We start from the raw sequence: 26,451 nt of genomic DNA on the forward strand, positions 1-26,451 counted from the left end.
TTTATTGGTTCCCAAGCAGGGGCCGATCCTGCCGGTACAGGTCTAAATCAGCACTGTGGCCATCCCGTATATCCTCGGCAATCAGTTTAGCGAGCAGCTGGCTGTATACAGTTCCGTTGTCGCCAAAGGCGAATAAAAAGTAGCTGTCCGGGTAATCATCGTATCGGCCGACAATCGGCAGACCATCGACCGTTCCTCCATAAAAAGCCGTGGAATAATACTCAGGCTTTACATTCAGGCCCGGGAATAATGTTTCCAGCTCCTCAATCAGCTTTTTCTTTTTATGCACCAGCTTGCTGTCACGGTCTTCGGGATACGTTGTATTGTCATCGAGACCGCCGATCAAAATCCGGTTATCCGCTGTTGTCCGCAGGTACAAGTAGGGACGGGCGGTTTCCCAAATCAGCGTACGGTTATGCCAGGCGGATAAGTCATCGACCGGGCTGGTTGTAACAGTATAGGTGCTTACGAAAGAAGCTTTTTTCTCCTTTTTCACGTCTATTCCATCATATCCCGCTGCGAAAATAACGCGGCGTGCCCGGATCGAGTGCCCCGTTTTTGTCGACACAACCATGCGTTTTTGCTCACGGTCGTAATGATGGCCATTCACTTCTGTTTCTTCGTAAACCTCAGCGCCTCTTTTTGCTGCCCACCCGAGCAGGGCGTGGGTAAATTTAAATGGATTCAGTTCGCCATCGTCGTAAGAATAAATCGCGGCTTCTCGGCTGAACGGATAGTGAGCTTCAATTTTGTCCTTATCCCAAAAACCCAGTTTAAAGCCTTGCTGCTTCAGCCATTCATATTCCTTCTTTAAGGGTGAAACGTCTTCTTTGGAGCTGGCGGAGTATAAAGTGTCTCGCCGGCTGAATTCAAAATCAAGGTCGACCGTTTTGGAGGCTTCTTCGATTTCATCAATGGCTTCTTTCAGCAAGCGGGCATGCCGGCTGATATATTCTTCTCCGAATGTATGAATCAGGTCTGTAAACATTTTTTCGCCTGAATATTGAATCAGGGCTGTATTCGTAATCGTGCTGCCGAAGCCGATTTTTCCTTTTTCCACCACCACTACATCCAAACGGTGGGAAGCAAGGTAGTAAGCGCACTGAGCACCAGAGCTTCCGCCTCCGATAATTAAGACATCACAGTTAAGATCCTGATCCAGAGAAGGATAGGACGGGGCATCAGGGAAAGTGGCCGGCCAGTAATACGTTCCAGAATGTAAGTTCATTTGTTTCCTCCTGCGTGTAAAAAACGATACTCTTACTATTTCCAACCTGTTCAGGTCCATACAACGTATATGTAATAAAAAATAGAGCAGAAAGCACCCGCTGAATCTGCTCTATTGACTTGTAAGCAGTTCATTATTCGACTTTCACTTCAATTTGATCAATGGCATTGTATCCGTAGCCTTTCCGGTTCCAAAACGGGGAGGCCGGCTGTGTTCGTCCGTAGGAGTCAACCGCTCTTGACATGATCGTGTATTCTCCTTTTTTCTGTGCTTTCCATTCATATGACCAGGAAACCCATCCATAGCCCGTCTGGGCAGGCTCCTTTTTTGCCGTCAGCCATGTTTGCCCGCGGTCGAAGCTGATTTCTACTTTTGTGATCACGCCTTTGCCGGTCCAGGCAATTCCTCGTATCATATGCGTTCCGGTGTTTAAGATATCCATATTCAGCGGTTTTTGAATCGTCGAATTGACATTGATATGGGTAACGGGGAACGCATCTTTGTTTGATTCTTTGTGCGGATAATACACATAGTCGACGGATTGAAAAGGACCTCTATAGTGATCGTCTATAACCGTGATTTGTTTGATCCATTTAACGGAAGCCATCGCATACCATTGTGGAACGATGAGCCGCAATGGATACCCGTGCTTAAAAGGAATCGGCTGATGATTATATTCATAAGCAATGAGGGTATCAGGGTGAAGGACCTTTTCGATAGGTAAACTCCTGGCATACGTATACACTTTATTTGAGTCGGTTCTTTTTCCATAGTCATACCCTTCCACTATTACTTCTTTCGCTCCTTTTTTCATTCTGGCTCTTTCAAGCAGAAGGCGCAGCGGAACACCCTTCCATATACCTTGACTGATCGCTCCTTTTTCCCATTGCTCACCGAATACTTTAGGATGGAATAAACTTCGTTTGTTCCCTGAGCACTCCAGCACAACTTGAACCGTTTTAGATGGAAGATGAAGAAGGTCTTGTATGGAAAGAAGGGCAGGTTTAGCCACGCATCCGTTTAAAGGGAGCCAGTAGTTAGAGTAGGAAAGGGAAGGATAAGAAAAATGGTTCCGCCGGTAAAACAATGGATCAGGTACCGTGTCGGTTTTGAAAAATTGAACGGGTGCTTCCTGGTTTTCCGGCTGCAGGCGATGCGTCCGCAAATAGGGCTTAGCTGCAGGCTTTTTCGCATTAAACATAAGTTCCTCCTCGTGAAAAGTAGTCACTTATCTATATGCCGCGCACTTTTTCATTAAGCTATTTGTATTCATCGATTGTGACAAGCAGGGAGCTTAAAGGAGAAATGAAAAGCCGAACTCTTATAAAGAGTTCGGCTACGGTTACAATTCTCTTTTTACAGTCTTTACGTAAAAACCGCCACTTTAAATCCAGCCTTTATCTTACCCGCTCGTTTTTCCTTTCATTATTTCCGGAGGAAAAGAGGGATATAAAAAAACAGCCCGGCCTGCAGCGGTTAAGCTGCAAGGCCAGACTGTTATGCATTTTTGTATTTCTTATTTTGTATTCAACGTGCTGTGTCTGCGGCCATAAGCGAAATAAATCAACAGACCGATGACAAACCAGATGCCGCATGCGATCCATGTAAGACCGGAAAGCTGGGTCATAAGGAACAAGCACAAAAAGAAAGAAAGAATCGGCAAGACCGGGTAGAACGGTACTTTAAAGCCGCCGGATGGAATGTTTTTGTTTTTTCTCAAATACAAAATACCGAGTGAAACGATCGTGAACGCAACGAGCGTACCCATGTTGACAAGCTCCGCCAGTTTAGAAAGCGGGGTAACGCCTGCACAAAACGCGATAATGATGGCGAAAACCCATGTGTTTTTCACAGGTGTTTTGGAAATCGGATTGACTTCAGAAAGCATTTTCGGAAGCAAGCCGTCGCGGCTGAACGCATAAAGAAGACGCGTGCCGCCATACATCATTACAAGAATAACGGTAATCATTCCGATAACGGCACCGAGTGAAATCACACCGGCTGCCCAGTCCTGGTTGACAAGCTGCATGGCAAAGCTGACCGGGTCGCTTACATTTAACGTCGTATAAGGCGTCATGCCTGTCAGGACAAGTGAAACAGATACGTAAAGCAGTGTACAAACGAACAGGGAACCAATAATCCCGATTGGCATGTTCCGCTGCGGATTTTTCACTTCTTCCGCTGCAGATGATACGGCATCGAATCCTAAATACGCAAAGAATACGAGTGCAGCACCGGTCATAATGCCACCCACGCCAAACGGCATAAACGGCTGCCAGTTGGCAGGTTCTACATAAAATACGCCGACAAAGATAAACAGCAAAATAACTGCCACTTTAACGAATACCATCACCTGATTTAAGCGGGCAGATTCTTTCACACCCCGCGACAGCAGAATGGCAATAATGAAAATAATCGCCACGGCTGGAACGTTGACGTACGTTCCTTCTGCCGGATTAAAGGAACCTGAAATCGCTTTTGGCAGATGAATATTAAATCCTTCTAAAAGCGTAGAGAAGTAAGCAGACCATCCGGTTGCGACCGCAGCCACAGCCAATCCATACTCCAATACCAATGCCCAGCCGACAAGCCAGGCGACCAATTCTCCAAAGACGATATAGCTATATGTGTACGCACTGCCCGTTACCGGTACAGCTGAGGCAAATTCTGAATAACACATAGCTGCCAAAGCACAAACAATTGCAGCAACGACAAAGGAAAAGATGATAGCCGGTCCAGCGTGGGTAGCAGCTACTGTTCCGGGAAGGATAAAGATTCCTGTTCCGACGATAGCACCTATACCCATCAACGTCAGATCAAACGCTCCAAGCGTCTGCTGAAGCTGCCCAGGGCCATTTTTCCCTAACAACGATTCGACACTTTTCTTTCTAAATACTGTATTTTTCACGCTTAACCCTCATTCTTTCTACAAACATGTAAAGATTCTAACGGTTTCTGCCGCATAGGTCAACTGCTTTTTTTAAATAGTAAGATATTTTCAAATAGTAAGCGTTATCAATATTTCAGGCAAGTGAAAACGTCTTTTTTTGTCGAAATTTGTCAAAGTTTTATACCCGGCTCAGCCGCATGCTGGAGAGTAGTGCGTGTGGTATAATAGAAGGAAATAAACTGGATATGGCGGGTTGTGAAAAAGTGAAAAAGCTAAGCGCAACATCAAAGGAATTTAACCGCATTTTAAAAAACTTGTCTCTTGAAAATTTAGAGCTGAGCAAACACCTGCAGGAAAGGGCTCTTCAGCTGGTAAATTCAAAAAAAGACATTACAAGTGAATCGATCAAGGAACAATTTCATGGGAAAGTACTTTGACGGGCTCAACGACGAGTATCTGCTTCAAAACAATGTAATCGGCGCAAGAACGCTGGAGGAACTGAGCAGCGCCGAAGCTTTTGCGTTTACCGTACGCGCTGCTCAAATGGAAAGAGGCGGCTTCGTCCTGAAGCATTTTACGGAAGAGGAATTTAAACAGCTTCATCATTTTCTGTTTCAAGATGTTTATCCGTTTGCCGGCGTATACCGGAACGTGAACATTTCAAAAGGAACGACGGTTTTTTGCCATGCTTCTTACCTGGGCAGCATGGCCGCTCACATTTTCAATGAGTTAACGAATGATTCGCTGCAGGGGCTGACGACGGTCCAGGCGGCCAAACGTCTCGCTTATTACAAAGCCGAATTAAACATGCTGCACCCGTTCCGCGAGGGGAATGGCCGGACGGCCCGGATTTTTTTATTTCATTATGCAAAGCGTTTCGGTTTCGAATGGGCTTACGAAAAGCTTGACTATGATGAATATATGCAGGCGATGATCCAGTCGGTAACCGATTCATCAGGTCTGGAGTCAATTTTTGAAAAAACACTTGCTCATATAAAATAGATGAAAGAATGGAAGAATCCTGCTCTGATTTTCAGAGCAGGATTTTATAATATTAAAGCGCGTCTTTGATGACTTTTTTGCTATAGAGAACGGACAGAATACCGAATACTGAGTAAAGCACCGTATATAAAAGCATCACAATAAGCATCGGTGTCCACAGCTCGCCTCCGAAGAAAAACCAGCCGGATTGTACAGCAAAGTAGCTATGCAAAAGGCCAATCACAAGCGGAATACCGAAGCTGAAAAACTGCTTGATGCGGATACCCTGCACAAGGTCACCGCGCGTAAAGCCAAGCTTGCGTAAAATGGTATAGCTGCCTCGTTCTTCTTCGCTTTCGTCCATTTGCTTAAAGTATAAAATACAGCCGGAGGTCACGAGAAACGTTAAGCCCAGGAAGCCAACGACAAACATTATCAGCCCCATATTTTGTTTTTGGGTCTCGGCTGTCTGTGCCTGGGAAAGCTGTGTGCCGAAAGGCGGATTGTAATATCCTTGAGAGAATACGTCATTCGCTTTGTCCAGCTGCGATTCGTCGGTTACATCCAGTCCAATATAAAGAGAAGTACCGTACTGAAGAGCTGGGTCGGCGTCCTGCTTTAAGCGGTGAAATACCGTATCATCCACAACGGCAGTCGGCCGGCCGCCGCTTGTAAAGGTGTACGGAAGCAGGAAGTCCCGCTCAAGCCCGATATAGTTTTGCGGAATGGTTTCTGTTTTGCCAAGCAGCTCAATAGTACCTGAATCTTCAAGCGGCATCACCTTGCTGAGCATATCTACATAACCGGAAAAAAGAGTGTCATCTGGCGACAGGTCCATGCCTTTTACACTTTTATCGCTAATGATGGGCATTTGCATTTTATCCGCATCAAACGTTGTTTCATCCAGCTTAGTACTGAGAATATCAGACGTATTCACTACTGCCTGTACAACCTCGACCCGTTTCTCTTCATAGGCAATATTTTCTGCGTCAAACGCCTGCTTCAGCTTTGCGGCCTCCTGGTCGTCTGGAACGACGAAATCATTCGGCACCTGCTGCTGGGCTGATTTTTCCGCCGAGTAGTACGATATGTAGCTGAGTGACAACAGGCCAATCGCTAGTGCCGACAACGTTGTAATAACCGTCAGCATGAGGGCGTTTGATTTCATCCGGAACATAATAGAAGAAAGCGACAGCACGTCTTTCACATGTAAATAGCCATTTTTCCGTTTGCGGACGAGATGAAACAGAAAACGGACAGACCCTTTATAGAACAAATAAGTTCCGATAATGACCGAAGCGAGAATAAACGCCATCGCCGCAAACAGCTCGTTCATCGAACTAAAATCGCCGCCGAATAATTTAGAGGAAACAAAGTAGCCGGCTGCGATAAAAAGAATACCAAGAAGCCCAATGAAAATTTCCCAGATGGAAATTCGTCTACCTTTTTCTTCTCTTGTACCTGTCACCCGGAAGAGGGATAAAATATTTTGCCGCTTTAAAAACAGCCCGTTCACGGCCAAAATACATCCATAAATCATCGTAAAGACAATCAAGGTCTGTAAAAGTGCCTGTGATGAAAAAGATAGGGAAGCCACAGCGTCTACACCCGTTATTTTAAACAAAATCATCGTGACGAGCTTTGAAGCGGCAAATCCGACAAACAAGCCGATCACGAGGGAGCCGAAATAAAGCAGCAGGTTTTCGGCACTTAACAGCTTGAAAATCTGCCCTTTCGTCAGCCCAATCAGCTGCAGGAGCCCAATTTCTTTACTGCGGCGCTTAATGAAAATGGCATTGGCATACAAAAGAAAAACCGTCACGATGGCAATCAAAAGAATAGAAGCCGTCCGAATAGCCGCAGCTCCTTTCATACTGCCTTGTGCTTCATCCATCGCTGGATCATACTGAAGTGTAACGAACGCAAAGTAAAGCGCGGCACTGAACACGAGAGCAAACACGTACAAATAATAGTTTTTTACATTCTTTTTTAAATTTCGGAGAATCAGACCATTAATGCTCATGCTGCACCCCGCTTAAGAGAGCCTGCGTTTTCATAATGTCCTGGAAAAAAGTCTGCCTTGACTGTTCTCCTTTATTAAGCTGGGTATACATTTGTCCGTCTTTAATAAAGATAACCCGGCTTCCAAAGCTTGCCGCGGTCGGATCATGCGTAACCATCATAATCGTAGCGGTTCGTTTCTTATTAAGTGTCGTTAATTTATTTAAAAGGTCAGAGGCCGATTTAGAATCAAGGGCACCGGTCGGCTCGTCTGCAAAAATCATGCTCGGTTCATGAATAAATGCCCGTGCTGCGGATGTCCGCTGTTTTTGCCCGCCGGAAATCTCATTCGGATATTTATCCCGGATTTCATAGATGCCAAGCTCATTGGCAATGACATTAAACCGCTCTGTCGCTTCTTTTGGGCCGGTTTTAACAATCGTCAGCGGCAGCAGGACATTTTCTTTGACCGTCAATGTATCGAGCAGGTTATAGTCTTGAAAAATAAAGCCAAGGTGGTGCTTGCGGAACTCGGCCAGCTTTTTTTCTTTCATCTGAGTCATTTCATGGCCGTCAATCCAGATCGTTCCCTGGCTTGCCTGGTCAATGGAGGACAGGACATTTAAAAGCGTTGTTTTACCTGAACCGGATGCACCCATGATGCTGACGAACTCGCCTTTTTCCACATTGATATCAATGCCTTTTAACACTTCCTGGCGATTGAATTTGTTTCCGTAGCTTTTGCGAAGCTTCGCCGCTTTTAACATACTCATATCGATTCACTCCTTTAATTGATACATTTATTGTAAAAAGAGGAGAGGAGAAAGTCCTTTCATTTGACGAACAAAAAGCAAAAGCATGTGACATTTTCGTCACATGCTTGTCAGGCGGACAAACGCATTCGGCTCAGGAAATGTAAGTGTAAAGGTTGTGCCAGAGCCGGGATGGGAAACGGCTTCTAATTCAATTAATAGAGAATCAGCCGCTTTTTTGGCTAAATAAAGTCCCATCCCCGTGGCAGAATCGTTTTGATGAAAGCTGCCGGTTGCCGTAAATCCTTTATCAAAAATACGTGGAAGATCCTGTGGCGAAATGCCGCGGCCAAAGTCGGTAACTGCAACGGCTGTTTGATTTCCTCTTTGGATACTGCGAATCATAATATCACCTGAATCGCTGTATTTCACTGCGTTTGTCAGCAGCTGCCGAAAAATAAACGCCAGCCATTTCGCATCGCTCAGTACGGGCGGACCGGTTATCTCAACATCAAAGCCGATGCCTTTTTGCAGGCACCAGGATTGGAGAGACCGTATTTCGGTAAATAGGAGCGGCTCCAGCGCCACGTGCTCAACGTACAAGTCATTTTTAATAAATGGCATCCGTTTTTGATGCAGCTGCCGGTCCAAAAGCAGATGAACGCGCAGCCATTCATACGTAAGCTGCGCTTTCATCCTCTCGTCCTCTATCCGGTCTATCATTAAATGCATGGCGGTTAAAGGGGTTTTCACTTCATGAACCCAGGACATCAGATCGTCTTTTTCCTGTTCAAGCTCTGTCCGGTGGCGGGAAGCCTCCTGTTTATACTGTTCAACCTGCTTTGTGAAGTACGTGTGAACGATTTTTTGGAACGGGCTTTCTGCCTCAGCCAGCGGTTCTCCGTCCAGTGAGGTGTCCCGTTCCTGCAGCTCCCGGTAAAAAGCCGATTCTTTTTGAAGGCGGACAAAGAAGAAAACGAGGAAAAGAAGGGCAGACAGGAAGTTTACATATAAAATAGATGAAAAGGGAATGGTTGTATCGACGAATACGACCAGAACCAAAAGCAGCTGCTGAACGAGAAAAAAACCAATCCAGCTGCGCCGTTCTTTTATGTAGGCTCCGATCATACGCTTTCCTCTTCAACTGCCATGTACCCCTGGCCGACTTTTGTTTCAATAAAATGGCCGATCCCGAGTTCATCCAGCTTTTTTCGCAGCCGGTTCACATTAACCGTCAATGTATTGTCGCTGACGAACCGCTCATCGTCCCACAGACTTTTAATCAGCTTTTCCCGGCTGACAATGTTGTTTTTTTGTTCAATGAGCTGTTTTAAAATAAACATTTCATTTTTCGTTAGTTCGACTGACCCGTACTCATTTTGAAGAAGGTTTTTATCGTAATCGACTGTAGCACCGCACCAGGCTTTAAGAAGGGACGGGGCAGTACTGTAATTGTAGGCACGCCGCAGCACGGCTTGTATTTTGGCAACCAGTACGTCAAAATGAAACGGCTTCTGAATAAAATCATCCGCTCCAAGCTGCATAGACATGACCATGTCAGTCGGGTGGTCGCGTGAAGACAGGAATAAAATCGGCACGTTGGAATGGGTACGAATCATTCGGCACCAATGAAAGCCGTCAAATTTCGGCAGCTGGATATCAATAATGACCAAATCAGGCTTTAGAGCTGTGAATTCTTTCATCACCTGTCCAAAATCGGTAACCCCGTAAACATCATATGACCATTGCGTCAGTCGTTCCCTCGTTTCTTTAAACAGCGTTTCATCATCTTCAATCAGCAGCAGTTTAAACAAATAATCACCACACTTTTCCAATTATCTTTCTTTTATTGTATCGAAAAGCGGCGGGCAGTTGAATGTTTTTTTAAACGGAACGAATGGCGTGGGGATCCTTCACCTGCTTTCATTCTGCAACGATATGGTTTCTCCGTTTCCTTCAATTAGAGATTCACTTGCTTCTATATTTACAGGATAAAAAGTAAAAAAGGAAAAATAGTCCAATTGTTCATGTGTATTTTGTAACCTGAAAAGTCATACTTTCTTTTGAGATTCCGTTTACGAGAATGACAAGAGTGTGTTCACCTGCATAGTGCTTGCGAGTTGTCATATCACGAAAAGATTGGGTACGGACTATTACTTTGGATTGTCCGGCTGCAAGGTGAGTGTCTGAAAGCTGAAATACTTTCCGGCTTGGACGGCCGTTTTTTTTCATATAGTCAATCGCATATTCAACTCGTACTTTTGTATCGAGTGCGGCATGGAGTTCTACTGAAAAATGCAGGGACTCGCCAATCACAACTGTCTGTTTTTCAAGGGTGAGCCGTTGAACGGAAACGTGCTCACTGTCTGGATAACCGAACAGGCGGAGGACATCCGCATTTCCCTGCTTGAGCAATGTACGGGCGGCATGGCGCAGGATCCAGTCGGTATAAGGATGCTGTCCATACCGCTGGCGGATAAACTCAATAACAAGGTCAGGGTGTGTTTTTGAAATATCATTTAAATGGTTCGCGACACTTTTTCGTACATACAGTGAATCATCCTGCATAAGCGGCTCAAGCAGCGCAAAAAGCGGGGCGGGGTCTTGTTTAAAAGCTGGGATCGACTGTGCCCATGGCAGCTGCGGGCGGGCGCCTTCGCTTGCGAGCCGGCGTATATGTTCATTGCTGCTTTTTGTCCATTTCATCATCTGAGAAAGCATGCGTTCTTGATCCTGCAACAGAAAAGGCCGGACGGCAAACTCAGAAGTGGAGTATACGGTTAACCGGGCAAGCGCGTCCATCGATTTTTCCCAGAAGGCAAGCCCATACTGCTCTACATAATCCGGAAATACAAGTCCTTCCAGCTGTTTGAACGGAGGAGCTGCATCCAGCAGCACAGGGAGCGCTTCTGGAAAAGATTTATTGACCCCCACATACATCGCAGTCGATAACTGGCGAACACGTTGTTTAAGAGCCAGAGACTCCCATTCTTCTTGATACACACAGTTTAAGAATGCTTTTCGGTTAAAGGACAAGTCAGCCCGCTCAAGCGTATTGGCTAATGAATCGATAAAGTCATTATTGTATATATCTTTTAAATCTGCCATCATTCGTCAGCTCCTTTCTGCCAGTATAACATATGCACGAATGTATGTTTGTTTCGTGTGTGAATCCTGGCAAACCATAGCGGATTGCAGTCTTTTCTGCTTGTATAAGGTCTTTTTTATGATGAATGATCACCAGCAGGAAACGGATAAGGTAAAAAGAAACAGCTGGAAAGCGCGTTTAAGGGTACTTCCCAAAAGGATAAGAATATAGTGGAAAGATTTTTTAGACTATGTTTGTGAAGTATTTTACAATGTAAGAAGAAAGGAGAGAGAATGATGAGTAAAAACAAGATGCCTGCTCGGGGAAAGGGAGAAGTAAGGCTTGGTCTTCTTTTTTTAACGCTTTTAATTGGAGCACTTATTTGGTTTGTTCCTGCACCGTCTGGACTCTCGTCTCAGGCATGGCATTTATTCGCTATTTTTGTAGCCACCATTATTGGGCTTGTAGTTAAGCCCATGCCAATGGGCAGTGTGGCTGTTTTAGCCCTGACCGCAACGGTTTTAACACAGACACTGACCATTGAAGAAGCGCTCAGTGGGTTTCAAAACACGACGATCTGGCTGATCGTCATTGCTTTCTTTATTTCAAGAGGATTTATCAAAACCGGCCTTGGCACCCGGGTTGCGTACATGTTTGTGAAAAAGTTCGGTAAGAAAACACTTGGCTTGTCTTATTCGCTTGTGGCAAGTGATCTTATTCTGTCTCCGGCGATGCCGTCCAACACAGCCAGAGCCGGCGGTATTTTACTTCCAATTGTCCGGTCGCTGTCTGAAGCGTACGGCTCCCGGTCAGGAGATGGAACGGAACGAAAGGTAGGGGCGTTTTTAACAACGGTTTCCTTTCATGGAGATATGGTCACATCCGCCATGTTTTTAACAGCGATGGCAGCCAACCCGCTTGCAGCACAAATTGCCGGAGACATTACCGGCGAACCAATTTCGTGGGTCGGCTGGGCCGCAGCTGCGTCTGTGCCAGGTCTGCTCAGCCTGCTGCTTATTCCATATGTGCTGTACAAGCTGTACCCGCCGGAAGTGAAAGAAACACCGGCTGCACCCCAAATGGCCACCCAAAAATTAAAAGAGATGGGTCCTTTAAAAAGAGAAGAGTGGTTTATGATCGGTGTGTTTGTCCTGATCTTAGCTTTGTGGATTTTCGGAACAAACTTTGGCATCAGCGCTACGACAACGGCTTTTATCGGACTTGTCGCGCTGCTGATCACTCAAGTGCTGAGCTGGTCGGATATTAAAAAAGAAGAAGGTGCGTGGGATACGCTCGTCTGGTTTGCGGTTTTGGTTATGATGGCCGGCTTCTTAAACGATCTCGGTATGATTCCATGGTTTACGGATACAATGAGAGGGGCCGTCAGCGGCATGTCCTGGCTATGGACACTGGTCGTTTTGGCTGTCGTTTATTTTTACTCTCATTATCTTTTTGCGAGCAACACGGCTCATGTCAGTGCCATGTACGCCGCTTTTCTGGCTGTGATCGTGGCTGCCGGAGCTCCGCCGGTTGCCTCTGCTCTTTTGCTCGGCGTATTCAGTAATTTGTTCGGCTGCTTAACTCATTACAGCAGCGGGCCGGCACCTGTATTTTTTGGTGCGGGTTATGTAACACAAAGTAAATGGTGGACGCTCGGGCTGATCATTTCCATTGTTCATTTAATTGTCTGGCTTGGAGTCGGCGGTGCCTGGTGGAAGGTGCTTGGTCTTTGGTAATGGACAAGAAGCATCTAGAAAAAGCGTATGATGAGCAGCTGTCCATTCAGACAACGGGTGACCAGCAGGGGTTTCCTCAGCTTGCCCACTATCATCGCTACGAGCCGACACCCTATGCGGGGCTTGATGAGCTTTTTGAACGCTGTACACTGGATGCAAACGACGGATTTGTTGACGTCGGCTGCGGAAAAGGGCGGGTCGCCTTTTACGTGCATGACCGATTCCGGGCTTCGGTTACGGGGATTGAAATGAACCCTGCTTTTTTTGATGTGTGTCTTCAAAACAAAATAGGGTATATGAGAAAAAGAAAGCGCCGGCACGGATTGATCGATTTTCAATGTGTGATGGCGCAGGAGTATAAAGTAAAAGCAGAAGATACTGTTTTTTACTTTTTTAATCCGTTCTCAGTGCAAATTTTCGTGCGGGTCGTACAGCGGATTTTGGCGTCAATGGAAGCCTTTCCGCGCCAGGTGACACTCATTTTGTATTATCCATCAGACGAATATCTGTATTATTTGGAGCATCAGACGGTATTTGACTGGCTCGATGAAGTGAAATTAGGCGGGATGTACGAAAAAAACGAGCATGAACGGTTTGTTCTTTTTCAATACCAATCATAAAGGAGTGCTTGAACATGAGCGAATGCAGCATTGACCATTCACACGCAGATGTAATCAAAAAATTGGAAAGCCAGAAAACATTTCTTCCGTCAGATCTTTATGAAAGCTTATACAATTACCTGCAGGAAGAGCGGACACAGGATTTGTTAAATGATTTGTTTCATCTCCTGAAAAAATATGATCTTGTATCCGAAGAAGAGCGGGACGTGCGAAACAAGCGGCTTGCGCTTATTGTGAACAACTAACCCGTATAGCAAAGAGCCTCCTGTATAACTTACCACTTGTGCAGGAGGCTTATTTGCGTTATTTTTGAAGGTAGTACATTTTTAATTTAAGCAACGAAAAGAGGCTATAAATACATGAACAAAAAATCCATTTACGGATTGACGCTTGAGCAGCTGGAGGCATGGCTTTTGCCATTTGGACATAAGAAATTCCGGGCGCAGCAAGTGTGGGACTGGCTGTACCGGAAACGGGTAACCGATTTTGACGAGATGACAGACGTAAATGCGGACTGCATCGCACTGCTGAAAGAGCATTTTGTTCTTCATACCCTAAAAGAACACGTGAAACAGGAATCAGCGGACGGAACGATCAAATTTTTGTTTAAATTAACAGACGGCAACTTAATTGAAACGGTGATGATGCGTCATAAATTCGGCTTATCTGTTTGTGTAACGACGCAGGTCGGCTGCAACATTGGCTGCAGTTTTTGTGCAAGTGGCTTATTAAAGAAAACGCGTGACTTATCGAGCGGTGAAATCGTGGAGCAGATTATGAATGTGCAGCACGCACTGGATGAAGCAGGCAACGGAGAAAAAGTAAGCCATATTGTCGTGATGGGGATTGGGGAGCCGTTTGATAACTTTGACAATCTGATCGATTTCTTAAAAGTCGTCATCGACCAAAAAGGATTAGGCATTGCAGCCCGCCATATTACCGTTTCAACGAGCGGTCTGGCGAATAAAATTTACGACTTTACCGATACAAAAATTCCGGTTAACCTGGCGATTTCTCTACATGCACCGAACAACGAGCTGCGGACAAAAATTATGAAAATCAACCAGGCGATTCCGATTGAAAAGCTGATGGAAGCGGTCGATTACTACCTGGAAAACACAAACCGCCGTATCACCTTTGAATATATCCTGTTAAAAGGCGTGAATGACCGGGTGGAAGACGCGCTTGAGCTGGCGGAATTAATTGGCGATAAAAAGCAGTATGTGAATTTAATTCCGTACAATCCAGTGGATGAACACAGCCAGTATCAGCGGAGCACGCCGGAAGCGATTATGGCATTTTATGATACGCTGAAGAAAAAAGGCTTGAACTGTGTTGTACGCCAGGAACACGGAACAGATATTGATGCAGCATGCGGACAGCTGCGAAGCAAACAAATCCAAAAAGCAGCCCAATAAAAAACGGCTAAAAAAGCAGTATGATGAGTGTTTTCTAGACCTGGTTCTTTTTGTAAAGCTGTTAAGTGCTAAATAAACGCGGCTTTCTATATAACATGAATAGTGATGAGATATAAAAAAGCTGAACCTTTTATTGGGTTCAGCTTTTTTTATGAAATGGCGCGCTTTTTAGCAGTGATGAAGAAAAGAAAGTAAACGTCTATATGAAAGATGAATAAGCAGAGATGTCCAGGCGGCATCTAGATTTATGGTATGATTGGTAGCAGCAAAACCGTCATTTTGATAAACAAAAAGGAGGTATTGAAATGGAATATGTACAAGTGAACAGCATTGATGATCCGATGTTTGCGCGCCTGCATAAAACAATGCAGGATGTGTTTCCACCGGAGGAAGTACTGGAGTATGAATTATGGGCGGAGCCGCTGAAAGACCCGACGATTCGTGTATTTCTGGCAGTTCAGGACGATGAAGTAGCAGGAATAACGGAGTATCGGTACAATAAAGAATTAAACGTGGCGATGACGGATTTTACGATTATCGTAAAAGAAGGGCTTGGGGTCGGGCCATTTTTAGCGAAAAAACGCCATGAAGATTTAATGCGCCTGGCAGAAGAAAACGAACTTGATTTAATGGGCATGTTTGCGGAAATTTATGACCCGTACCGTATGAAGGATCACTCCTTTGCTGGTATTAAAGTGATGGATCCATTTGTACGACGCGAAGTACTTTCCCACCTCGGCTACATGCGTCTTGATTTCCCGTATGTTCATCCTGCGTGGACAAATGAAGGGGAAGCGGTCAGTCATTTGGACCTTTGTTTCCAGCCATTCAAAGAAAATATTGCGTCACTTAAAGCAAGTTTGATCCGCAATTTTATCACCAGTTATTACTCCGTTTTATCGAATAAGCCTCAGGAATGGCACGATATGGTGGCAAACCTTGAAAAGAAAGACGAAATATTGTTAAAGCCGTTATAAGAATCTAGAAAATGTTTCACGTGAAACAAATGCTGTTTTTGAATCGATATTTTAATTGAAAGCAAACTTCAAAAATCCCGGGCTGTTATTTGAACAGGCCGGGATCTTTCTTTCTTAACGTTTGCAGCCGCAGCCGCAACCCCAGCCTTTTCCTGGATAACCAGGATCCACAACTTCGTTTCTTGTGATCGGCTGATAAATGTGGCGTGGTACATTGACGATATGCTGGCGATTAATCGTAACAACTGGATGAATAACTGGAATTTCGCGCTGAATATACGTATCTTTTACAATACACTGCGGCGGGCAGACGATCGGACGAACATGACGACGCATATTTTTCACCTCCACGCTTCTATACAACTAGTAAATGCATCTGCTATCCTCTCCGCAACGGCAAACATCCAATTATTCAAATAAACTTAAATAATATCAAGTGGTACTTTTCGACCAGGAGCTGAAAATCGCTCGTTCAGCTCGGCCAGTTCCTGTTCTGTTAACACAATTTGGGCAGCTTTTGCGTTAGCGGCTGTATGCTCCTCCTGCGCGGATTTGGGGATGGCTATCATACCAGGAAAGCGAATCGCCCAGGCAAGCATAATTTGAAGGGGAGATGCTCCGTGCGCCTGCGCCATTTTTTGAACAACAGGATCATCCATCAGCTCTTTTCGCAGCGAGCCGCCCTGTGCCAGCGGACTGTAGGCCATAACGGGTATTCCCTGTTTCTTATGCCACGGAAGCAGGTCGAATTCAATACCGCGCGAACCAAGATGATAGAGAACTTGATTAACAGCGCATCCATTTCCACCCGGTTTTTGCAGAAGCTCCTTCATATCGACTGTGTCAAAGTTAGAAACACCCCAGCGGATGATTTTCCCTTCTTTCTTCAACCGTTCCATTCCTTCAATCGTTTCTTCAAGCGGCACCCGTCCACGCCAGTGAAGCAGATACAAATCGAGCCGGTCTGTTTGAAGCCGCTGTAAGCTTTTTTCACATGAAGCAGTAATCTGATCAAGCCCTGCGTTATGCGGATAAACCTTCGATACTAAAAACACTTCGTCCCGGATGCCTCGAATGGCTTCGCCGACGACCCGTTCCGACCGGCCTTCTCCGTACATCTCTGCCGTATCAATCAGTGACATGCCGAGATCAACGCCGAGTCGCAGCGCCCGCACCTCCGCTTCTTTTTTGGCCGGATCATCTCCGATACGCCACGTTCCCTGCCCGAGCGCCGGAACGGCTGCCCCGTCCGGCAGTGTAACAGCCCGTTTTCTTAATGCTTCTTTAACAGATTGGTTTTCCAAAGAATCAAATCCTTTCCTTATTATATAAATCTGTTCCCCCTGTAACATGGCACCAAAACAAAAAAAGGCCAAGCCTATGACAGGCCAGCCAGTATTGGAAAAGGTGATTAAGCAGATTCTTCTTTTAAAGCATAGGCTTTGCGCCATGAAATTTGCGCCACGGTTAAAAGAATAAGAGCAGCGATACCAATTACTGCATAAACAGTAAATCCAGCCGCATATGTTCCGGTCATTTGCTTGAGTGTACCCAAAATATTTGGAACAAAAAAGCCGCCTACACCGCCGGCTGCACCGACAACCCCCGTCACCATGCCAATTTCTTTTTGAAAACGCTGTGGAACAAGCTGGAATACCGCCCCATTGCCCATGCCAAGGCACATCATGCCGACAAACAGCATCATTGTCACGACTGTTAAAGAAGGCAGCGTGCTAACGCCGAACATCATCAACGCTACACCAATAAACAAGAACTTAAGAAGTGCTGCTCCGCCAATTTTATCGGCAATCATGCCGCCGACCGGACGGAACAAGCTGCCTGCAATCACGCAGAGTGTCACAAAATCACCTGCACGGACGCTGGTCAGCCCATACTGGTCGACAAAGAAGATACTTAAAAAACTAGTCAGCCCAACAAACCCGCCGAACGTTACACTATAAAGCAAGCAGAAATACCAGGTGTCACGCTGTTTAAACACTTTAAAATAATTAACCAAAGGCTGTGGCTCCGGCTGTGTAGGAGCGTCTTTGGCAATCAGCACGTACGTAATAAAAACAAGTGTAAGAGGAATAAGGGCAAGGCCCATCACGCCATTCCAGCCGAATACTTCTGCCAGGCGCGGACCAAATAGTGTAGCAAGCACTGTACCGCTGTTTCCGGCACCGGCAATTCCCATTGCGAGCCCCTGAAGGTGTGGCGGGTACCAGCGGCTTGCCATTGGAAGGGCAACAGAAAAGCTTGCGCCGGCAACGCCAAGCAGAATACCAATGAAGTAAAGCTCTGTCATGGAATTTCCGAAAAGCCATCCCCATAAAAGAGGCACCATAGTGACTATCATGCCGCCTATTGCCGTTTTACGCGGGCCAATCCGATCCGTAAAGATTCCGAGAATAATCCGGAAAAAAGAACCAGCCAAAATGGGAATCGCTACAATTAATCCCTTTTGAGAAGGAGAAAGACCGAAATCCTGTGTAATATACACACCAAGCGCCCCGAGCATAACCCAAATCATAAAGCTGATATCAAAATACAAGAATGACGCCAATAGAGACGGCGCGTGGCCGCTTTTTCGCAATTCTGCTAGTTTCATGTGTTCCTCTCCTTTGCATTCAATGAGTGATATGTTGCTTACCGTTAGTGTAGGGCGGCGAAAAGATACTTTCCATATACTTGTTAGAAAACCTTACTAACTATTTCAAAAAATCAAAAAAATCTGATTGACTTTCCAAAAAACGTTTTATATTGTGTTAGTTAAGCTGACACGAAATAAAAAGGAGTGATCGCTATGAAAATCAAAACGGTTATACTGGCACGGACAACGAATAGGAGCGCCCGCAAAGAGCCAGCCAAATCAATGCGTATACCGTTTACGGGGAACGAAGCGGACGAGAACCCGGCCTTCAAAGCGGACTAAAAAGAAGGGAGGGGACTTTTCTATGAATAAACGAAAACTGGTTGTAATCGGAAATGGAATGGCGGGTGTCCGTGCAGTTGAAGAAATCTTAAAGATTCAGCCGAATGAATTTGAGATTACGATATTTGGGAAAGAGCCGCATCCAAACTATAATCGGATTTTACTGTCTAAAGTCCTTCAAGGCGATACAACGGTTGAAAGCATTACCTTAAATGACTGGGCATGGTATGAAGAAAACGGCATTACTCTTTATACGGGAGAGCCGGTTGTTCAAATTCACACAAGCGAAAAATATGTGGTGACCTCTAAAGAACGCATCGTATCCTATGATGAATTGATAATTGCCACAGGTTCACTGCCATTTATGCTGCCGCTTCCAGGTGCAAAAAAAGAAGGCGTGACGGCTTTCCGGGACATATACGATTGCGAGAAAATGGTCGAAGCATCCAAAAAACACGAAAAAGCCATTGTGATCGGCGGTGGGCTGCTTGGACTGGAAGCAGCCCGTGGTCTTCTTAATTTAGGAATGAAAGTCGATGTTGTCCATATCGGGGAGTACATTATGGACCGGCAGCTTGACCCTGTCGCGGCTCGCATGCTCCAACGGGAATTAGAGGCACAAGGAATGAATTTTCTGCTGCAACAAAATTCAGCAGAAATTACCGGCCATAAACGGGTAAAAGGCCTTCGCTTCTCAGATGGAAGCTGGCGTGAAGCGGATTTGGTCGTCATGGCGGTTGGGGTCCGCCCGAATACACAAGTGGCTGCCGGCACAGACATCGAAGTAAACCGGGCTATTGTCGTAGACGACTATATGCGCACAAGCGTCCCACATGTATACGCAGTTGGAGAATGTGCAGAGCATCGGGGCTTTGTTTACGGCCTTGTCGCGCCTTTGTATGAACAGGGAAAAGCATTGGCAGCCGCTTTGTGCAAAGAGGAGCATCCAGGCTATCAAGGCTCGGTGCTGTCTACTCAATTGAAAGTGTCTGGCGTGGACGTTTTTTCAGCGGGAGAATTTATGGACAGTAATGACACGCAGTCCATGCAATGGATAGATGGAATAAACAACACATACAAGAAAATCGTCGTAAGAGATGGCAAAATCGCAGGTGCCGTGCTATTTGGCGACATTACTGAAGGCGCCAAGCTGTTCGGGATGATTCAAAAGAAAGAACATTATGCCGTCCTGGAAAAAGAAATGGCCCAGGGCAGCGGCAGCAAAGATGAACGCATTGCTTCTATGGCGGATCATGACACAGTGTGCGCGTGCAATGGTGTATCGAAAGGAGCCATTGTGAAAGCTGTTTGCGAGCAGGCGCTCGAAAGCGTGGAGGATGTGAAGGCCTGCACGAAAGCTTCAAGCTCCTGCGGCGGCTGTCGCCCGGTAATAGCGGATATTTTGGACTTTATTAAAAGAAATGGAGTCGAAGGGGAAGCAGAAAAAGCATCGATCTGCGCTTGTACAGACGCGGATCACGGAGATATCATACAGGCGGTTCAAGCTCATCCAAATGAAGGGATGGCGCAGGTGATGCACCGGCTTGGATGGAGAACAGAAGGCTGCGCAGTATGCCGGCCGGCTCTTTACTATTACATGGGTGTGCACAGCAGCTGCGTGCCGGATATTTTAGAAGAACAGACAGCGGACGGTACGTACATGGCCGCTCCGCGCATGTACGGCGGTATAACAGGAGCAGACCAGCTTCGAACGATTGCGGATGTGGTGGAAAAGTACAGCATTCCACTCGTCAAGCTGGCAGCTGGACCCCGAATGGAGCTGTATGGCATTAAAGAAGAGAAAATTTCTGAGGTGAGAGCAGCTCTTTCTGCTTCCATGCCTTCCTATGGCGCATCTCTTCGCGCTGTCGGTACATGTGCCGGCATCCGATATGCAAAATATGCTTTTCACGACTCGCTGGCTCTTGGCAGGAAGCTGGAAGAACGGCTGGAATCATTCGTTTTCCCGGCAGAGGTAACAGTCGCCGTTTCCTCAAGTCTTGAGGATGAAGCGGGATCACTCGGGGAAAATGTCGGCTTGATCGGGGCACCGGGCGGCTGGGAATTGTACGTGTCGGGTGAGCGGCTTTACGCATCAATGAAGCCAGAGGATGCTGTCTGGATGACAGAAGCGCTGCTTGCTTATTATCGTCTATCCGCTTTTTATGGAGAAAAGATGGACCGCTGGGCCGGGCGGCTTGGCTTAACGTCGATTCGAGAAGAAGTATTAAAAAGAAAACGACAAGGGATATCCATTCAAAATCAACAGGCAGCCGCTGCCTTGTAAAGTAGGTGAAAAAATGGAAACAGCCGTAAAAACAGTGATGGAAACACAGTGCCCTTTTTGCAGTGTTCAATGTAAAATGACGGTTACAGAGACAGAAGAGCAGGGACATACAACCTATCACGTGGCGCCCAAGCAAAATGCAGCCTCAGAGGGCCGTCTTTGTATTAAAGGAATGAACGCTTATCAGCATGCGCTGACCGGCGAGAGAATCACAGAACCTTTAATGAAAAAAAACGGTGAATTTGTACCCGTTTCATGGGAGGAAGCGTACAAGCAAATTGCCGAGCGGTTTACCGCTCTGCAGCATCAATTTGGCAGGGATACGATCGGGGTGTATGGAGGCGGCTCGCTTACAAATGAAACGTCCTATACACTCGGTAAGTTTGCGCGCGTGGCCCTGCAAACAAAGTACATTGATTACAATGGGCGGTTTTGCATGTCTGCGGCTGCTGCGGCCGGCAATAAAGCATTTGGCATTGACCGGGGATTAACAAATCCGCTTTCGGAAGTAAGAGAATCAGACTGTTTAATTCTCGCAGGAACCAACATTGCCGAATGCCAGCCGACACTAATGCCGTACTTTAGAGATGCAAAAGAAAATGGCACTTTTATCCTTGTAATCGACCCGCGCAGCACGGCTACAGCAGAGATGGCCGATATGCACCTGAAAGTCAAGCCGGGTACGGATGCGGCGCTTGCCAATGGACTGCTGAAAGTGATTATAGATAACGGGTATATCGACAAAGCATTTCTGGCTGCACGCACTACAGGATTTGAAGAAATAAAAGCACATATCGATTCATGTAAAATCGAAGAGATCGCCGCCTTAACAGGTGTGCCCCAAGAAGATATCGAACGAGCAGGGCGGAAATTTGGGCAGGCGGCATCGGGAATGATTTTAACTGCCCGTGGTGTAGAGCAGCAAACAGACGGATCGCTGGCTGTAAGGAATTTTATTAATCTATTGCTTACCACAGGTAAAATCGGCAAGAGAGGAAGCGGCTACGGAGCAGTGACAGGTCAGGCGAACGGACAGGGCGGACGCGAGCATGGCCAAAAAGCAGACCAGCTGCCAGGATACCGGTCGATTGAAAATGAGGAGCATCGCGCGTACATCGCGAAAATATGGGGCGTTGACGCGGAGAGTCTTCCAGGTAAAGGTGTATCTGCATACGAAATGATGGAAAAAGTGCATGCGCAGGAAATCCGGGGGCTGTTTTTAATGGGATCCAACCCGATCGTTTCCAACCCCAATGCAAACTTCGTAGAAGAAGGTCTGCGGAAGCTGGATTTTCTTGTTGTGGCCGATATGCTTTTTTCGGAGACGGCCCAGCTGGCTGATGTTATTTTGCCTGCGGCGGCTTACTTGGAAAATACCGGAACGTTAACGAATCTGGAAGGCCGCGTGTTGCTTCGGGAAGCAGCCCGGCCGGCACCGGGTCTTGCAAAACAGGATTGGGAGATTTTATCTGACATTGCTGCTTCTTTAGGAAAAGCCGCTCATTTTTCGTATACAGATGCCGAAGGGATTTTTGAAGAGCTTCGTCTGGCAAGCAAGGGCGGCATTGCGGATTATTATGGAATTACGTACGACCGGCTTCGGAAAGAAGAAGGGGTTTATTGGCCTTGTCCTTCCCCGGAGCATCCAGGTGAGGCCCGTTTGTTCGAAGCATCGTTTCCTCGTCCGGATGGAAGAGCCGCCATGGTGCCGGTGCCGAATGAGTTTCCGAAAGAACAGGCGGGAGGAGACTATCCCCTTTATTTAACGACCGGCCGGGTACTGGGGCACTATTTAACGGGTGTGCAGACACATCAAAGCCCGACGCTTGAAGCCCAGCAGTTTGAGTCCTTCGTGGAGATTCACCCGAAAACAGCAAGGCGTTTGAAGATAAAAGATGATTCGCTTGTAAAGGTGCGGTCCCGCCGGGGGGAAGTCGTTGTTCGCAGCAAGCTGACCGCATCCATTCGTGAGGATACAATTTTCATGCCGATGCACTGGGACGGCATTCAAAACGTCAATAAACTGACCAGTGAAGCCTTGGACCCGGCCTGTAAAATGCCCGGCTTCAAAGTTTGTGCCGCAATGGTAACACCCTTGTCCGCCCGGTATTAGAGGACGCTTGTCTGTACGTTAAAGCACTCACATTGCGTGAGTGCTTTTTTAGTTGTTTTCGTTATGTTTTTGGAAGTCAAGCTGTGTGTTAATGTTGATAAAGGATGGTTCGTTCTCAAATGGAACGGTCTTGAATGGAATCTTGTGTAACAGCGCCATTAAACTTCTTCTTCCTTCACCGAGCGCTTCGTTCATATAAGGAAGGCAGCGTCTATGGTAAAGAGCGAGAAGCGGCTGCAGTTTTTCTCCTTCTGCCGGCACAACCGCGTTATAATCGGGGTGGCAGTGCAGGAGCAGCTGATCAATAAAAGCTTCTCTTACAAACGGGATATCGGCAGAAAGCACAAAAAACCAATCCGGTTCCCTAAATTGTGAGATGGCGTGATGCAGGGCAAAAAGTGGTCCTTGATGAGGAGTGGGCTCCACGATCAGCTCAACGCCGGATAAATCAAACCTATCAGCAAGAAAGCGGTTTGTCGAAAGAATAATAGGATGCAGCCCGTTGGCGTTAAGGGCGTCTACGCTATGCTGGTAAAACGGCTTTTGTTTATACTGTTCAAACATTTTAGGGCGGCCGTATCGTGATGACTGGCCGCCGGCAAGTACAATGCCGGCTGTTTTCATCTTTATCACTCCTGGAGCTATTATAACGCGGAGGTTGTTGTCATGGAAAATGTATTTCAAGTAGTGGGTTATCAAAACAGCGGCAAAACAACACTGATGGAAAAACTAATACAAGCGGCTGCAAAGCAGGGAGCGCGCGTTGCAGCGATTAAGCACCACGGGCACGGGGGCGCGCCGGACGGGCAAAAAGACAGCGACAGACACCGGCAGGCCGGCGCCGTTCTAGCTGGTGTAGAAGGAGACGGGATTCTGCAGGTATCCATTACGCGGGATCAGTGGGCGCTTGGGGACATCCTCGCTTTGTACCGATCCTTTTCAGTGGACTGCATCTTTGTGGAAGGATACAAACAGGAAGCATACCCAAAAGCAGTTTTAATTCGCACACCGGAGGACTTGCCGCTTTTAAAGCTTCAAAATATTCAATGTGCGATCAGCTGGATTGATCTGCCTCAAGAGGATGCCGCTTATCCTGTGTTTCAGCTTGAGGAGGAACAACAGTATACGGCATTTATTCTTCAAAAAGCCGGACTTTTATAAAAAGCCGGCTTTTACTCAGGTAATTCGATCTCCTGCTTGTTTGAGCCGTTACCATCCATTTTAAATAAATGATAATCCGCCTCTCCATTTCCAAAGTTAGGATCTGTCATAAAGTAAATGGTTTCGCCGGAAGGATGAAAAACAGGAGATCCCGCGTACGTGCCGAAAGATGTCAGCGCCTGTCTTTGTTTGGGCTGATTGTTGTAGCGGAACAGCTCATATTCAAAAATACCGGTGGTTTCTTCGTTTGCTACAGCTTGATAAACCATATCGCCGTTTTGTTCATGGAAAGCATAACCGGTCACTTCAAGGTGTGTTGCAGGCTTTGTATATGGCTTCAGAACGGATTTTCCATCAAGTGAAACTGTGTAAACAGATGCTTTGCCTTGAAACATGTCTACGGATTCATCCTGCATCAGTATAAAAGCCGATGTTCCGTCTGAACGGACATGAAGGCTGCTCATGCTGTATGAGTTCAATGCAGTCAGCCGTTTTTTCTTTCCGTCAGCCAAGTTGTACCGAAAAATGTCCAAATTGGCTCTTTCACTGGCTAAGCCAATATAGTAAAGGCTGGTTCCATCTTTGGAGAACTGGAGACTTGAAGCAGCCTGGTTTCCTTCCAATAAAAGTTCTCTTCTGCCGCTGGAAAGATTCAGTATATACACCTCGGTTCTAATGTTCCCCGTTTCAATCACATCGCCTTCACGAATGGAAATAAATGCAACAGCTGACCCGTCGGGTGACACGTCTATATCCGTGATCAGCCGGTCGGCTGGCAAGCTTGTGATTTCCTCATCTTTCTGGGTGTTTTCTGAAAAGCTTCGCAAGGAAGGAATACCGTTTATATGTTTCACATAAAATATATTTTCAGCAGGTGAAAGATCAAACACATCCGTCAAGCCGTTCTGTTTCTCGTCATCTGTTTTTTGAAAAGCCACGCCAGCCGAAATTAAGGCGGCCCAGGCTGTGAAAAAAACACCTAACACCCATCCTGTTTTTCTTTTCAATCCATCGCCTTCTTTCTGGGGAAATAACCGGGAAACAAAAGCGGTCATTGAGCTGTACATGAAAGGCGGCCAACGGAAAGCCGTCAGCCAATCTGTGAACCTTTCTTTTTTTCCCAAGCAGACAGCCGTATTTTATAAAGCATAGCCCAGAGCAGAAAAGGAATAAGAAACAAGATAAGGAAAATGGAGGTACCTTCCATAATCCAAAAGCTGAATGCAACAAAAAGTGTGACCGCGCCGACCAAAAGCCCTGCTGTAATATAAAAAGCATGGATTCGCTTTAATTCCTTTTCCTTTCTTCCAGTTACATTCAACCGATATAAAAGAAAAATGCCAAACCCAATAAAGATCCAAACGAGGATTGACAGGGCAAGCCTGCTGAAATGGTCCAAAAAAAGCAAAGAAAACCACCCATAAAGAAACAAAATGATCTGCATAATCAGTAAAGCATTCACTCGTTTCCTCCTTGGATCTGTAAGCAGAAAGGAAACAGCACTTAAAAATGAAAGGGTCATCCAATAAAAAAGAGCTTCACCATTCCATAGGAGAATAGCTGTATACAGGACAGCTGTTAAAAGTGCAGAGGACAAGCCAAAGAAAACCGTCGTTTTCACAGGGAAGGCATTCATAAGTACCCCTTTCACCAATCCTTATATTTCCATAAATAAGTATATATCCAAATGTTTCCTTATGCAAATTCTTACAAATGTTCTATTTAAAGCAGAGAATAAAGTACTTCTTTTCGGGATATCCTCTTGTTAAAAAGGAGATGGATGAAATGTGGAAATGGATCATTGCGGTTACTCTGCTGGCAGGCTGTATGGCAGATGAAGAACCAGAAGAAATGTCAGCACCCATGAATGAAGCGCAGGACGCTGCTCAAAACCCAACAGGTCAGCTTCGTGTTATGAAGAAAGAAGAAACGGGCCAGTACCTGGCAGATTCGGCCGGTATGACACTTTACTTTTCCATAGAGGATAAAGAAGGCGTTTCTAATTGCACAAATCATTGTTTGGAAGAATGGCCGCCTTTTTATCTTGGATCGAGTAAAGTGCCGGAAGGGTTCAGCCCAAATGATTTTGGCGAGATTACACGTGAGGATACAGGGGAAAAGCAGTCCACGTACAAAGGATATCCGCTTTATTACTTTTCACGTGACCAAGTAGCCGGACAGACAAATGGGTATAGTGCAGACGACAAATGGTATACGGTCAATAACGCGATCGACCGTATGGCGCAGGCTAATTAAAAAACGGC

The 26,451-nt window shown here is 46.1% G+C and carries 26 protein-coding genes; 12 read left to right on the plus strand and 14 right to left on the minus strand.

The annotated features are described in order from the left end of the window. Position 1 precedes the first annotated feature (1 nt). The 3 genes from M3221_RS09230 to M3221_RS09240 all read right to left on the minus strand — a co-directional run bounded on the left by M3221_RS09230 (position 2) and on the right by M3221_RS09240 (position 4,136). Complete coding sequence (locus M3221_RS09230) at positions 2 to 1,228, minus strand: NAD(P)/FAD-dependent oxidoreductase (protein WP_251271208.1); 1,227 nt, start codon at positions 1,226 to 1,228, stop codon at positions 2 to 4. 133 nt (positions 1,229 to 1,361) lie between these two features. Next, positions 1,362 to 2,429: a sulfite oxidase gene (locus tag M3221_RS09235; protein ID WP_251271210.1), complete on the minus strand. Its 1,068-nt coding sequence runs from the start codon at positions 2,427 to 2,429 to the stop codon at positions 1,362 to 1,364. 315 nt (positions 2,430 to 2,744) lie between these two features. Continuing rightward, positions 2,745 to 4,136 carry an amino acid permease gene (locus M3221_RS09240; protein WP_251271212.1) on the minus strand — a complete coding sequence of 464 codons (1,392 nt, stop codon included), beginning with the start codon at positions 4,134 to 4,136 and terminating at the stop codon, positions 2,745 to 2,747. A gap of 245 nt (positions 4,137 to 4,381) precedes the next feature. Here M3221_RS09240 and M3221_RS09245 point away from each other — a divergent pair, with 245 nt between their 5' ends. Both M3221_RS09245 and M3221_RS09250 read left to right on the plus strand, forming a co-directional pair. After that, a complete protein-coding gene (locus tag M3221_RS09245; protein ID WP_251271213.1) occupies positions 4,382 to 4,555 on the plus strand; it encodes a Zn-dependent hydrolase in 174 nt (57 codons plus the stop codon). Further along, positions 4,539 to 5,120 carry a Fic/DOC family protein gene (locus M3221_RS09250; protein WP_251271214.1) on the plus strand — a complete coding sequence of 194 codons (582 nt, stop codon included), beginning with the start codon at positions 4,539 to 4,541 and terminating at the stop codon, positions 5,118 to 5,120. Before M3221_RS09245 ends, M3221_RS09250 begins: the two co-directional genes overlap by 17 nt. Positions 5,121 to 5,172: 52 nt before the next feature. On the opposite strand, the gene M3221_RS09255 is transcribed toward M3221_RS09250, so the two are convergent. The 5 genes from M3221_RS09255 to M3221_RS09275 form a co-directional block, all read right to left on the minus strand. Continuing rightward, positions 5,173 to 7,122, minus strand: coding sequence for an FtsX-like permease family protein (locus M3221_RS09255; RefSeq protein WP_251271215.1), 1,950 nt, complete (start codon positions 7,120 to 7,122; stop codon positions 5,173 to 5,175). Next, entirely contained in the window at positions 7,112 to 7,873 is a 762-nt protein-coding gene (locus tag M3221_RS09260) for an ABC transporter ATP-binding protein (protein WP_251271217.1), read from the minus strand. The genes M3221_RS09255 and M3221_RS09260 overlap by 11 nt, the downstream gene beginning before the upstream one ends. A 99-nt stretch (positions 7,874 to 7,972) precedes the next feature. Then, positions 7,973 to 8,980, minus strand: coding sequence for a sensor histidine kinase (locus tag M3221_RS09265; RefSeq protein ID WP_251271219.1), 1,008 nt, complete (start codon positions 8,978 to 8,980; stop codon positions 7,973 to 7,975). Beyond that, positions 8,977 to 9,666: a response regulator transcription factor gene (locus M3221_RS09270; protein ID WP_251271754.1), complete on the minus strand. Its 690-nt coding sequence runs from the start codon at positions 9,664 to 9,666 to the stop codon at positions 8,977 to 8,979. Before M3221_RS09270 ends, M3221_RS09265 begins: the two co-directional genes overlap by 4 nt. A 211-nt stretch (positions 9,667 to 9,877) precedes the next feature. Further along, entirely contained in the window at positions 9,878 to 10,960 is a 1,083-nt protein-coding gene (locus tag M3221_RS09275; protein ID WP_251271756.1) for a DNA alkylation repair protein, read from the minus strand. Positions 10,961 to 11,236: 276 nt separating this feature from the next. Here M3221_RS09275 and M3221_RS09280 point away from each other — a divergent pair, with 276 nt between their 5' ends. The 5 genes from M3221_RS09280 (at position 11,237) to M3221_RS09300 (ending at position 15,691) form a co-directional block, all read left to right on the plus strand. Next, positions 11,237 to 12,676 carry an anion permease gene (locus M3221_RS09280; protein ID WP_251271221.1) on the plus strand — a complete coding sequence of 480 codons (1,440 nt, stop codon included), beginning with the start codon at positions 11,237 to 11,239 and terminating at the stop codon, positions 12,674 to 12,676. Then, the gene (locus M3221_RS09285) at positions 12,676 to 13,296 is read left to right on the plus strand and encodes a class I SAM-dependent methyltransferase (RefSeq protein WP_251271758.1); all 621 of its coding nucleotides are present in this window, start codon (positions 12,676 to 12,678) and stop codon (positions 13,294 to 13,296) included. The genes M3221_RS09280 and M3221_RS09285 overlap by 1 nt, the downstream gene beginning before the upstream one ends. Positions 13,297 to 13,310: 14 nt before the next feature. Beyond that, positions 13,311 to 13,541 carry a group-specific protein gene (locus tag M3221_RS09290; protein WP_251271223.1) on the plus strand — a complete coding sequence of 77 codons (231 nt, stop codon included), beginning with the start codon at positions 13,311 to 13,313 and terminating at the stop codon, positions 13,539 to 13,541. A gap of 114 nt (positions 13,542 to 13,655) precedes the next feature. After that, a complete protein-coding gene (gene rlmN / locus M3221_RS09295) occupies positions 13,656 to 14,714 on the plus strand; it encodes a dual-specificity RNA methyltransferase RlmN (RefSeq protein ID WP_251271225.1) in 1,059 nt (352 codons plus the stop codon). 305 nt (positions 14,715 to 15,019) lie between these two features. Then, positions 15,020 to 15,691 carry a GNAT family N-acetyltransferase gene (locus tag M3221_RS09300; RefSeq protein ID WP_251271227.1) on the plus strand — a complete coding sequence of 224 codons (672 nt, stop codon included), beginning with the start codon at positions 15,020 to 15,022 and terminating at the stop codon, positions 15,689 to 15,691. Between the two features lie 114 nt (positions 15,692 to 15,805). Here the strand turns inward: M3221_RS09300 and M3221_RS09305 are convergent, their stop codons facing one another. From M3221_RS09305 to M3221_RS09315, 3 genes are all read right to left on the minus strand, one after another. Beyond that, complete coding sequence (locus tag M3221_RS09305; protein ID WP_251271228.1) at positions 15,806 to 16,027, minus strand: hypothetical protein; 222 nt, start codon at positions 16,025 to 16,027, stop codon at positions 15,806 to 15,808. Positions 16,028 to 16,113: 86 nt separating this feature from the next. After that, on the minus strand, positions 16,114 to 17,043 hold the full coding sequence (locus M3221_RS09310) for an aldo/keto reductase (RefSeq protein ID WP_251271229.1): 930 nt from the start codon (positions 17,041 to 17,043) through the stop codon (positions 16,114 to 16,116). A 59-nt stretch (positions 17,044 to 17,102) separates the two neighbouring features. After that, entirely contained in the window at positions 17,103 to 18,302 is a 1,200-nt protein-coding gene (locus tag M3221_RS09315; protein ID WP_251271230.1) for an MFS transporter, read from the minus strand. 195 nt (positions 18,303 to 18,497) lie between these two features. Between M3221_RS09315 and M3221_RS26275 the strand changes: the two genes are divergently transcribed. From M3221_RS26275 to nasC, 3 genes are read left to right on the plus strand one after another with little or no spacing between them, the layout of a single operon-like run. Next, entirely contained in the window at positions 18,498 to 18,626 is a 129-nt protein-coding gene (locus M3221_RS26275; protein ID WP_285879855.1) for a hypothetical protein, read from the plus strand. A 22-nt stretch (positions 18,627 to 18,648) separates the two neighbouring features. Then, positions 18,649 to 20,913 (plus strand): nitrite reductase large subunit NirB, encoded by a 2,265-nt coding sequence (nirB, locus tag M3221_RS09320; protein ID WP_251271232.1) that lies wholly within the window; start codon positions 18,649 to 18,651, stop codon positions 20,911 to 20,913. 13 nt (positions 20,914 to 20,926) lie between these two features. Beyond that, positions 20,927 to 23,026, plus strand: a complete 2,100-nt coding sequence (nasC, locus tag M3221_RS09325) for an assimilatory nitrate reductase catalytic subunit NasC (protein ID WP_251271234.1) — start codon at positions 20,927 to 20,929, stop codon at positions 23,024 to 23,026. Between the two features lie 48 nt (positions 23,027 to 23,074). On the opposite strand, the gene mobA is transcribed toward nasC, so the two are convergent. Further along, positions 23,075 to 23,650 (minus strand): molybdenum cofactor guanylyltransferase, encoded by a 576-nt coding sequence (gene mobA / locus M3221_RS09330; protein WP_251271236.1) that lies wholly within the window; start codon positions 23,648 to 23,650, stop codon positions 23,075 to 23,077. Between the two features lie 42 nt (positions 23,651 to 23,692). Here mobA and mobB point away from each other — a divergent pair, with 42 nt between their 5' ends. Beyond that, on the plus strand, positions 23,693 to 24,187 hold the full coding sequence (gene mobB, locus M3221_RS09335; RefSeq protein ID WP_251271238.1) for a molybdopterin-guanine dinucleotide biosynthesis protein B: 495 nt from the start codon (positions 23,693 to 23,695) through the stop codon (positions 24,185 to 24,187). 11 nt (positions 24,188 to 24,198) lie between these two features. Here the strand turns inward: mobB and M3221_RS09340 are convergent, their stop codons facing one another. After that, on the minus strand, positions 24,199 to 25,194 hold the full coding sequence (locus M3221_RS09340) for a TolB-like translocation protein (protein WP_251271240.1): 996 nt from the start codon (positions 25,192 to 25,194) through the stop codon (positions 24,199 to 24,201). 83 nt (positions 25,195 to 25,277) lie between these two features. Then, the gene (locus M3221_RS09345) at positions 25,278 to 25,823 is read right to left on the minus strand and encodes a hypothetical protein (protein WP_251271242.1); all 546 of its coding nucleotides are present in this window, start codon (positions 25,821 to 25,823) and stop codon (positions 25,278 to 25,280) included. A 149-nt stretch (positions 25,824 to 25,972) separates the two neighbouring features. Between M3221_RS09345 and M3221_RS09350 the strand changes: the two genes are divergently transcribed. Beyond that, positions 25,973 to 26,443, plus strand: a complete 471-nt coding sequence (locus M3221_RS09350; protein ID WP_251271244.1) for a COG4315 family predicted lipoprotein — start codon at positions 25,973 to 25,975, stop codon at positions 26,441 to 26,443. The last annotated feature ends 8 nt before the right edge of the window (positions 26,444 to 26,451 follow it).

Source organism: Domibacillus indicus (assembly GCF_023715895.1).
GTDB classification, from domain to species: domain Bacteria; phylum Bacillota; class Bacilli; order Bacillales; family Domibacillaceae; genus Domibacillus; species Domibacillus indicus_A.

Excerpts from the sequence above, each read along its gene's own strand:
- M3221_RS26275 (WP_285879855.1), top strand. The coding sequence starts at position 18,498 with ATGAAAATCAAAACGGTTATACTGGCACGGACAACGAATAGGAGCGCC.
- M3221_RS09300 (WP_251271227.1), top strand. The coding sequence starts at position 15,020 with ATGGAATATGTACAAGTGAACAGCATTGATGATCCGATGTTTGCGCGC.
- M3221_RS09345 (WP_251271242.1), bottom strand. The coding sequence starts at position 25,823 with ATGAATGCCTTCCCTGTGAAAACGACGGTTTTCTTTGGCTTGTCCTCT.
- M3221_RS09250 (WP_251271214.1), top strand. The coding sequence starts at position 4,539 with ATGGGAAAGTACTTTGACGGGCTCAACGACGAGTATCTGCTTCAAAAC.
- M3221_RS09275 (WP_251271756.1), bottom strand. The coding sequence starts at position 10,960 with ATGGCAGATTTAAAAGATATATACAATAATGACTTTATCGATTCATTA.
- mobA (WP_251271236.1), bottom strand. The coding sequence starts at position 23,650 with ATGAAAACAGCCGGCATTGTACTTGCCGGCGGCCAGTCATCACGATAC.
- nasC (WP_251271234.1), top strand. The coding sequence starts at position 20,927 with ATGGAAACAGCCGTAAAAACAGTGATGGAAACACAGTGCCCTTTTTGC.
- M3221_RS09285 (WP_251271758.1), top strand. The coding sequence starts at position 12,676 with ATGGACAAGAAGCATCTAGAAAAAGCGTATGATGAGCAGCTGTCCATT.
- M3221_RS09255 (WP_251271215.1), bottom strand. The coding sequence starts at position 7,122 with ATGAGCATTAATGGTCTGATTCTCCGAAATTTAAAAAAGAATGTAAAA.
- M3221_RS09315 (WP_251271230.1), bottom strand. The coding sequence starts at position 18,302 with ATGAAACTAGCAGAATTGCGAAAAAGCGGCCACGCGCCGTCTCTATTG.
- M3221_RS09260 (WP_251271217.1), bottom strand. The coding sequence starts at position 7,873 with ATGAGTATGTTAAAAGCGGCGAAGCTTCGCAAAAGCTACGGAAACAAA.
- M3221_RS09305 (WP_251271228.1), bottom strand. The coding sequence starts at position 16,027 with ATGCGTCGTCATGTTCGTCCGATCGTCTGCCCGCCGCAGTGTATTGTA.
- M3221_RS09290 (WP_251271223.1), top strand. The coding sequence starts at position 13,311 with ATGAGCGAATGCAGCATTGACCATTCACACGCAGATGTAATCAAAAAA.
- M3221_RS09230 (WP_251271208.1), bottom strand. The coding sequence starts at position 1,228 with ATGAACTTACATTCTGGAACGTATTACTGGCCGGCCACTTTCCCTGAT.
- M3221_RS09310 (WP_251271229.1), bottom strand. The coding sequence starts at position 17,043 with ATGTTACAGGGGGAACAGATTTATATAATAAGGAAAGGATTTGATTCT.
- mobB (WP_251271238.1), top strand. The coding sequence starts at position 23,693 with ATGGAAAATGTATTTCAAGTAGTGGGTTATCAAAACAGCGGCAAAACA.
- M3221_RS09265 (WP_251271219.1), bottom strand. The coding sequence starts at position 8,980 with ATGATCGGAGCCTACATAAAAGAACGGCGCAGCTGGATTGGTTTTTTT.
- nirB (WP_251271232.1), top strand. The coding sequence starts at position 18,649 with ATGAATAAACGAAAACTGGTTGTAATCGGAAATGGAATGGCGGGTGTC.
- rlmN (WP_251271225.1), top strand. The coding sequence starts at position 13,656 with ATGAACAAAAAATCCATTTACGGATTGACGCTTGAGCAGCTGGAGGCA.
- M3221_RS09235 (WP_251271210.1), bottom strand. The coding sequence starts at position 2,429 with ATGTTTAATGCGAAAAAGCCTGCAGCTAAGCCCTATTTGCGGACGCAT.
- M3221_RS09280 (WP_251271221.1), top strand. The coding sequence starts at position 11,237 with ATGAGTAAAAACAAGATGCCTGCTCGGGGAAAGGGAGAAGTAAGGCTT.
- M3221_RS09350 (WP_251271244.1), top strand. The coding sequence starts at position 25,973 with ATGTGGAAATGGATCATTGCGGTTACTCTGCTGGCAGGCTGTATGGCA.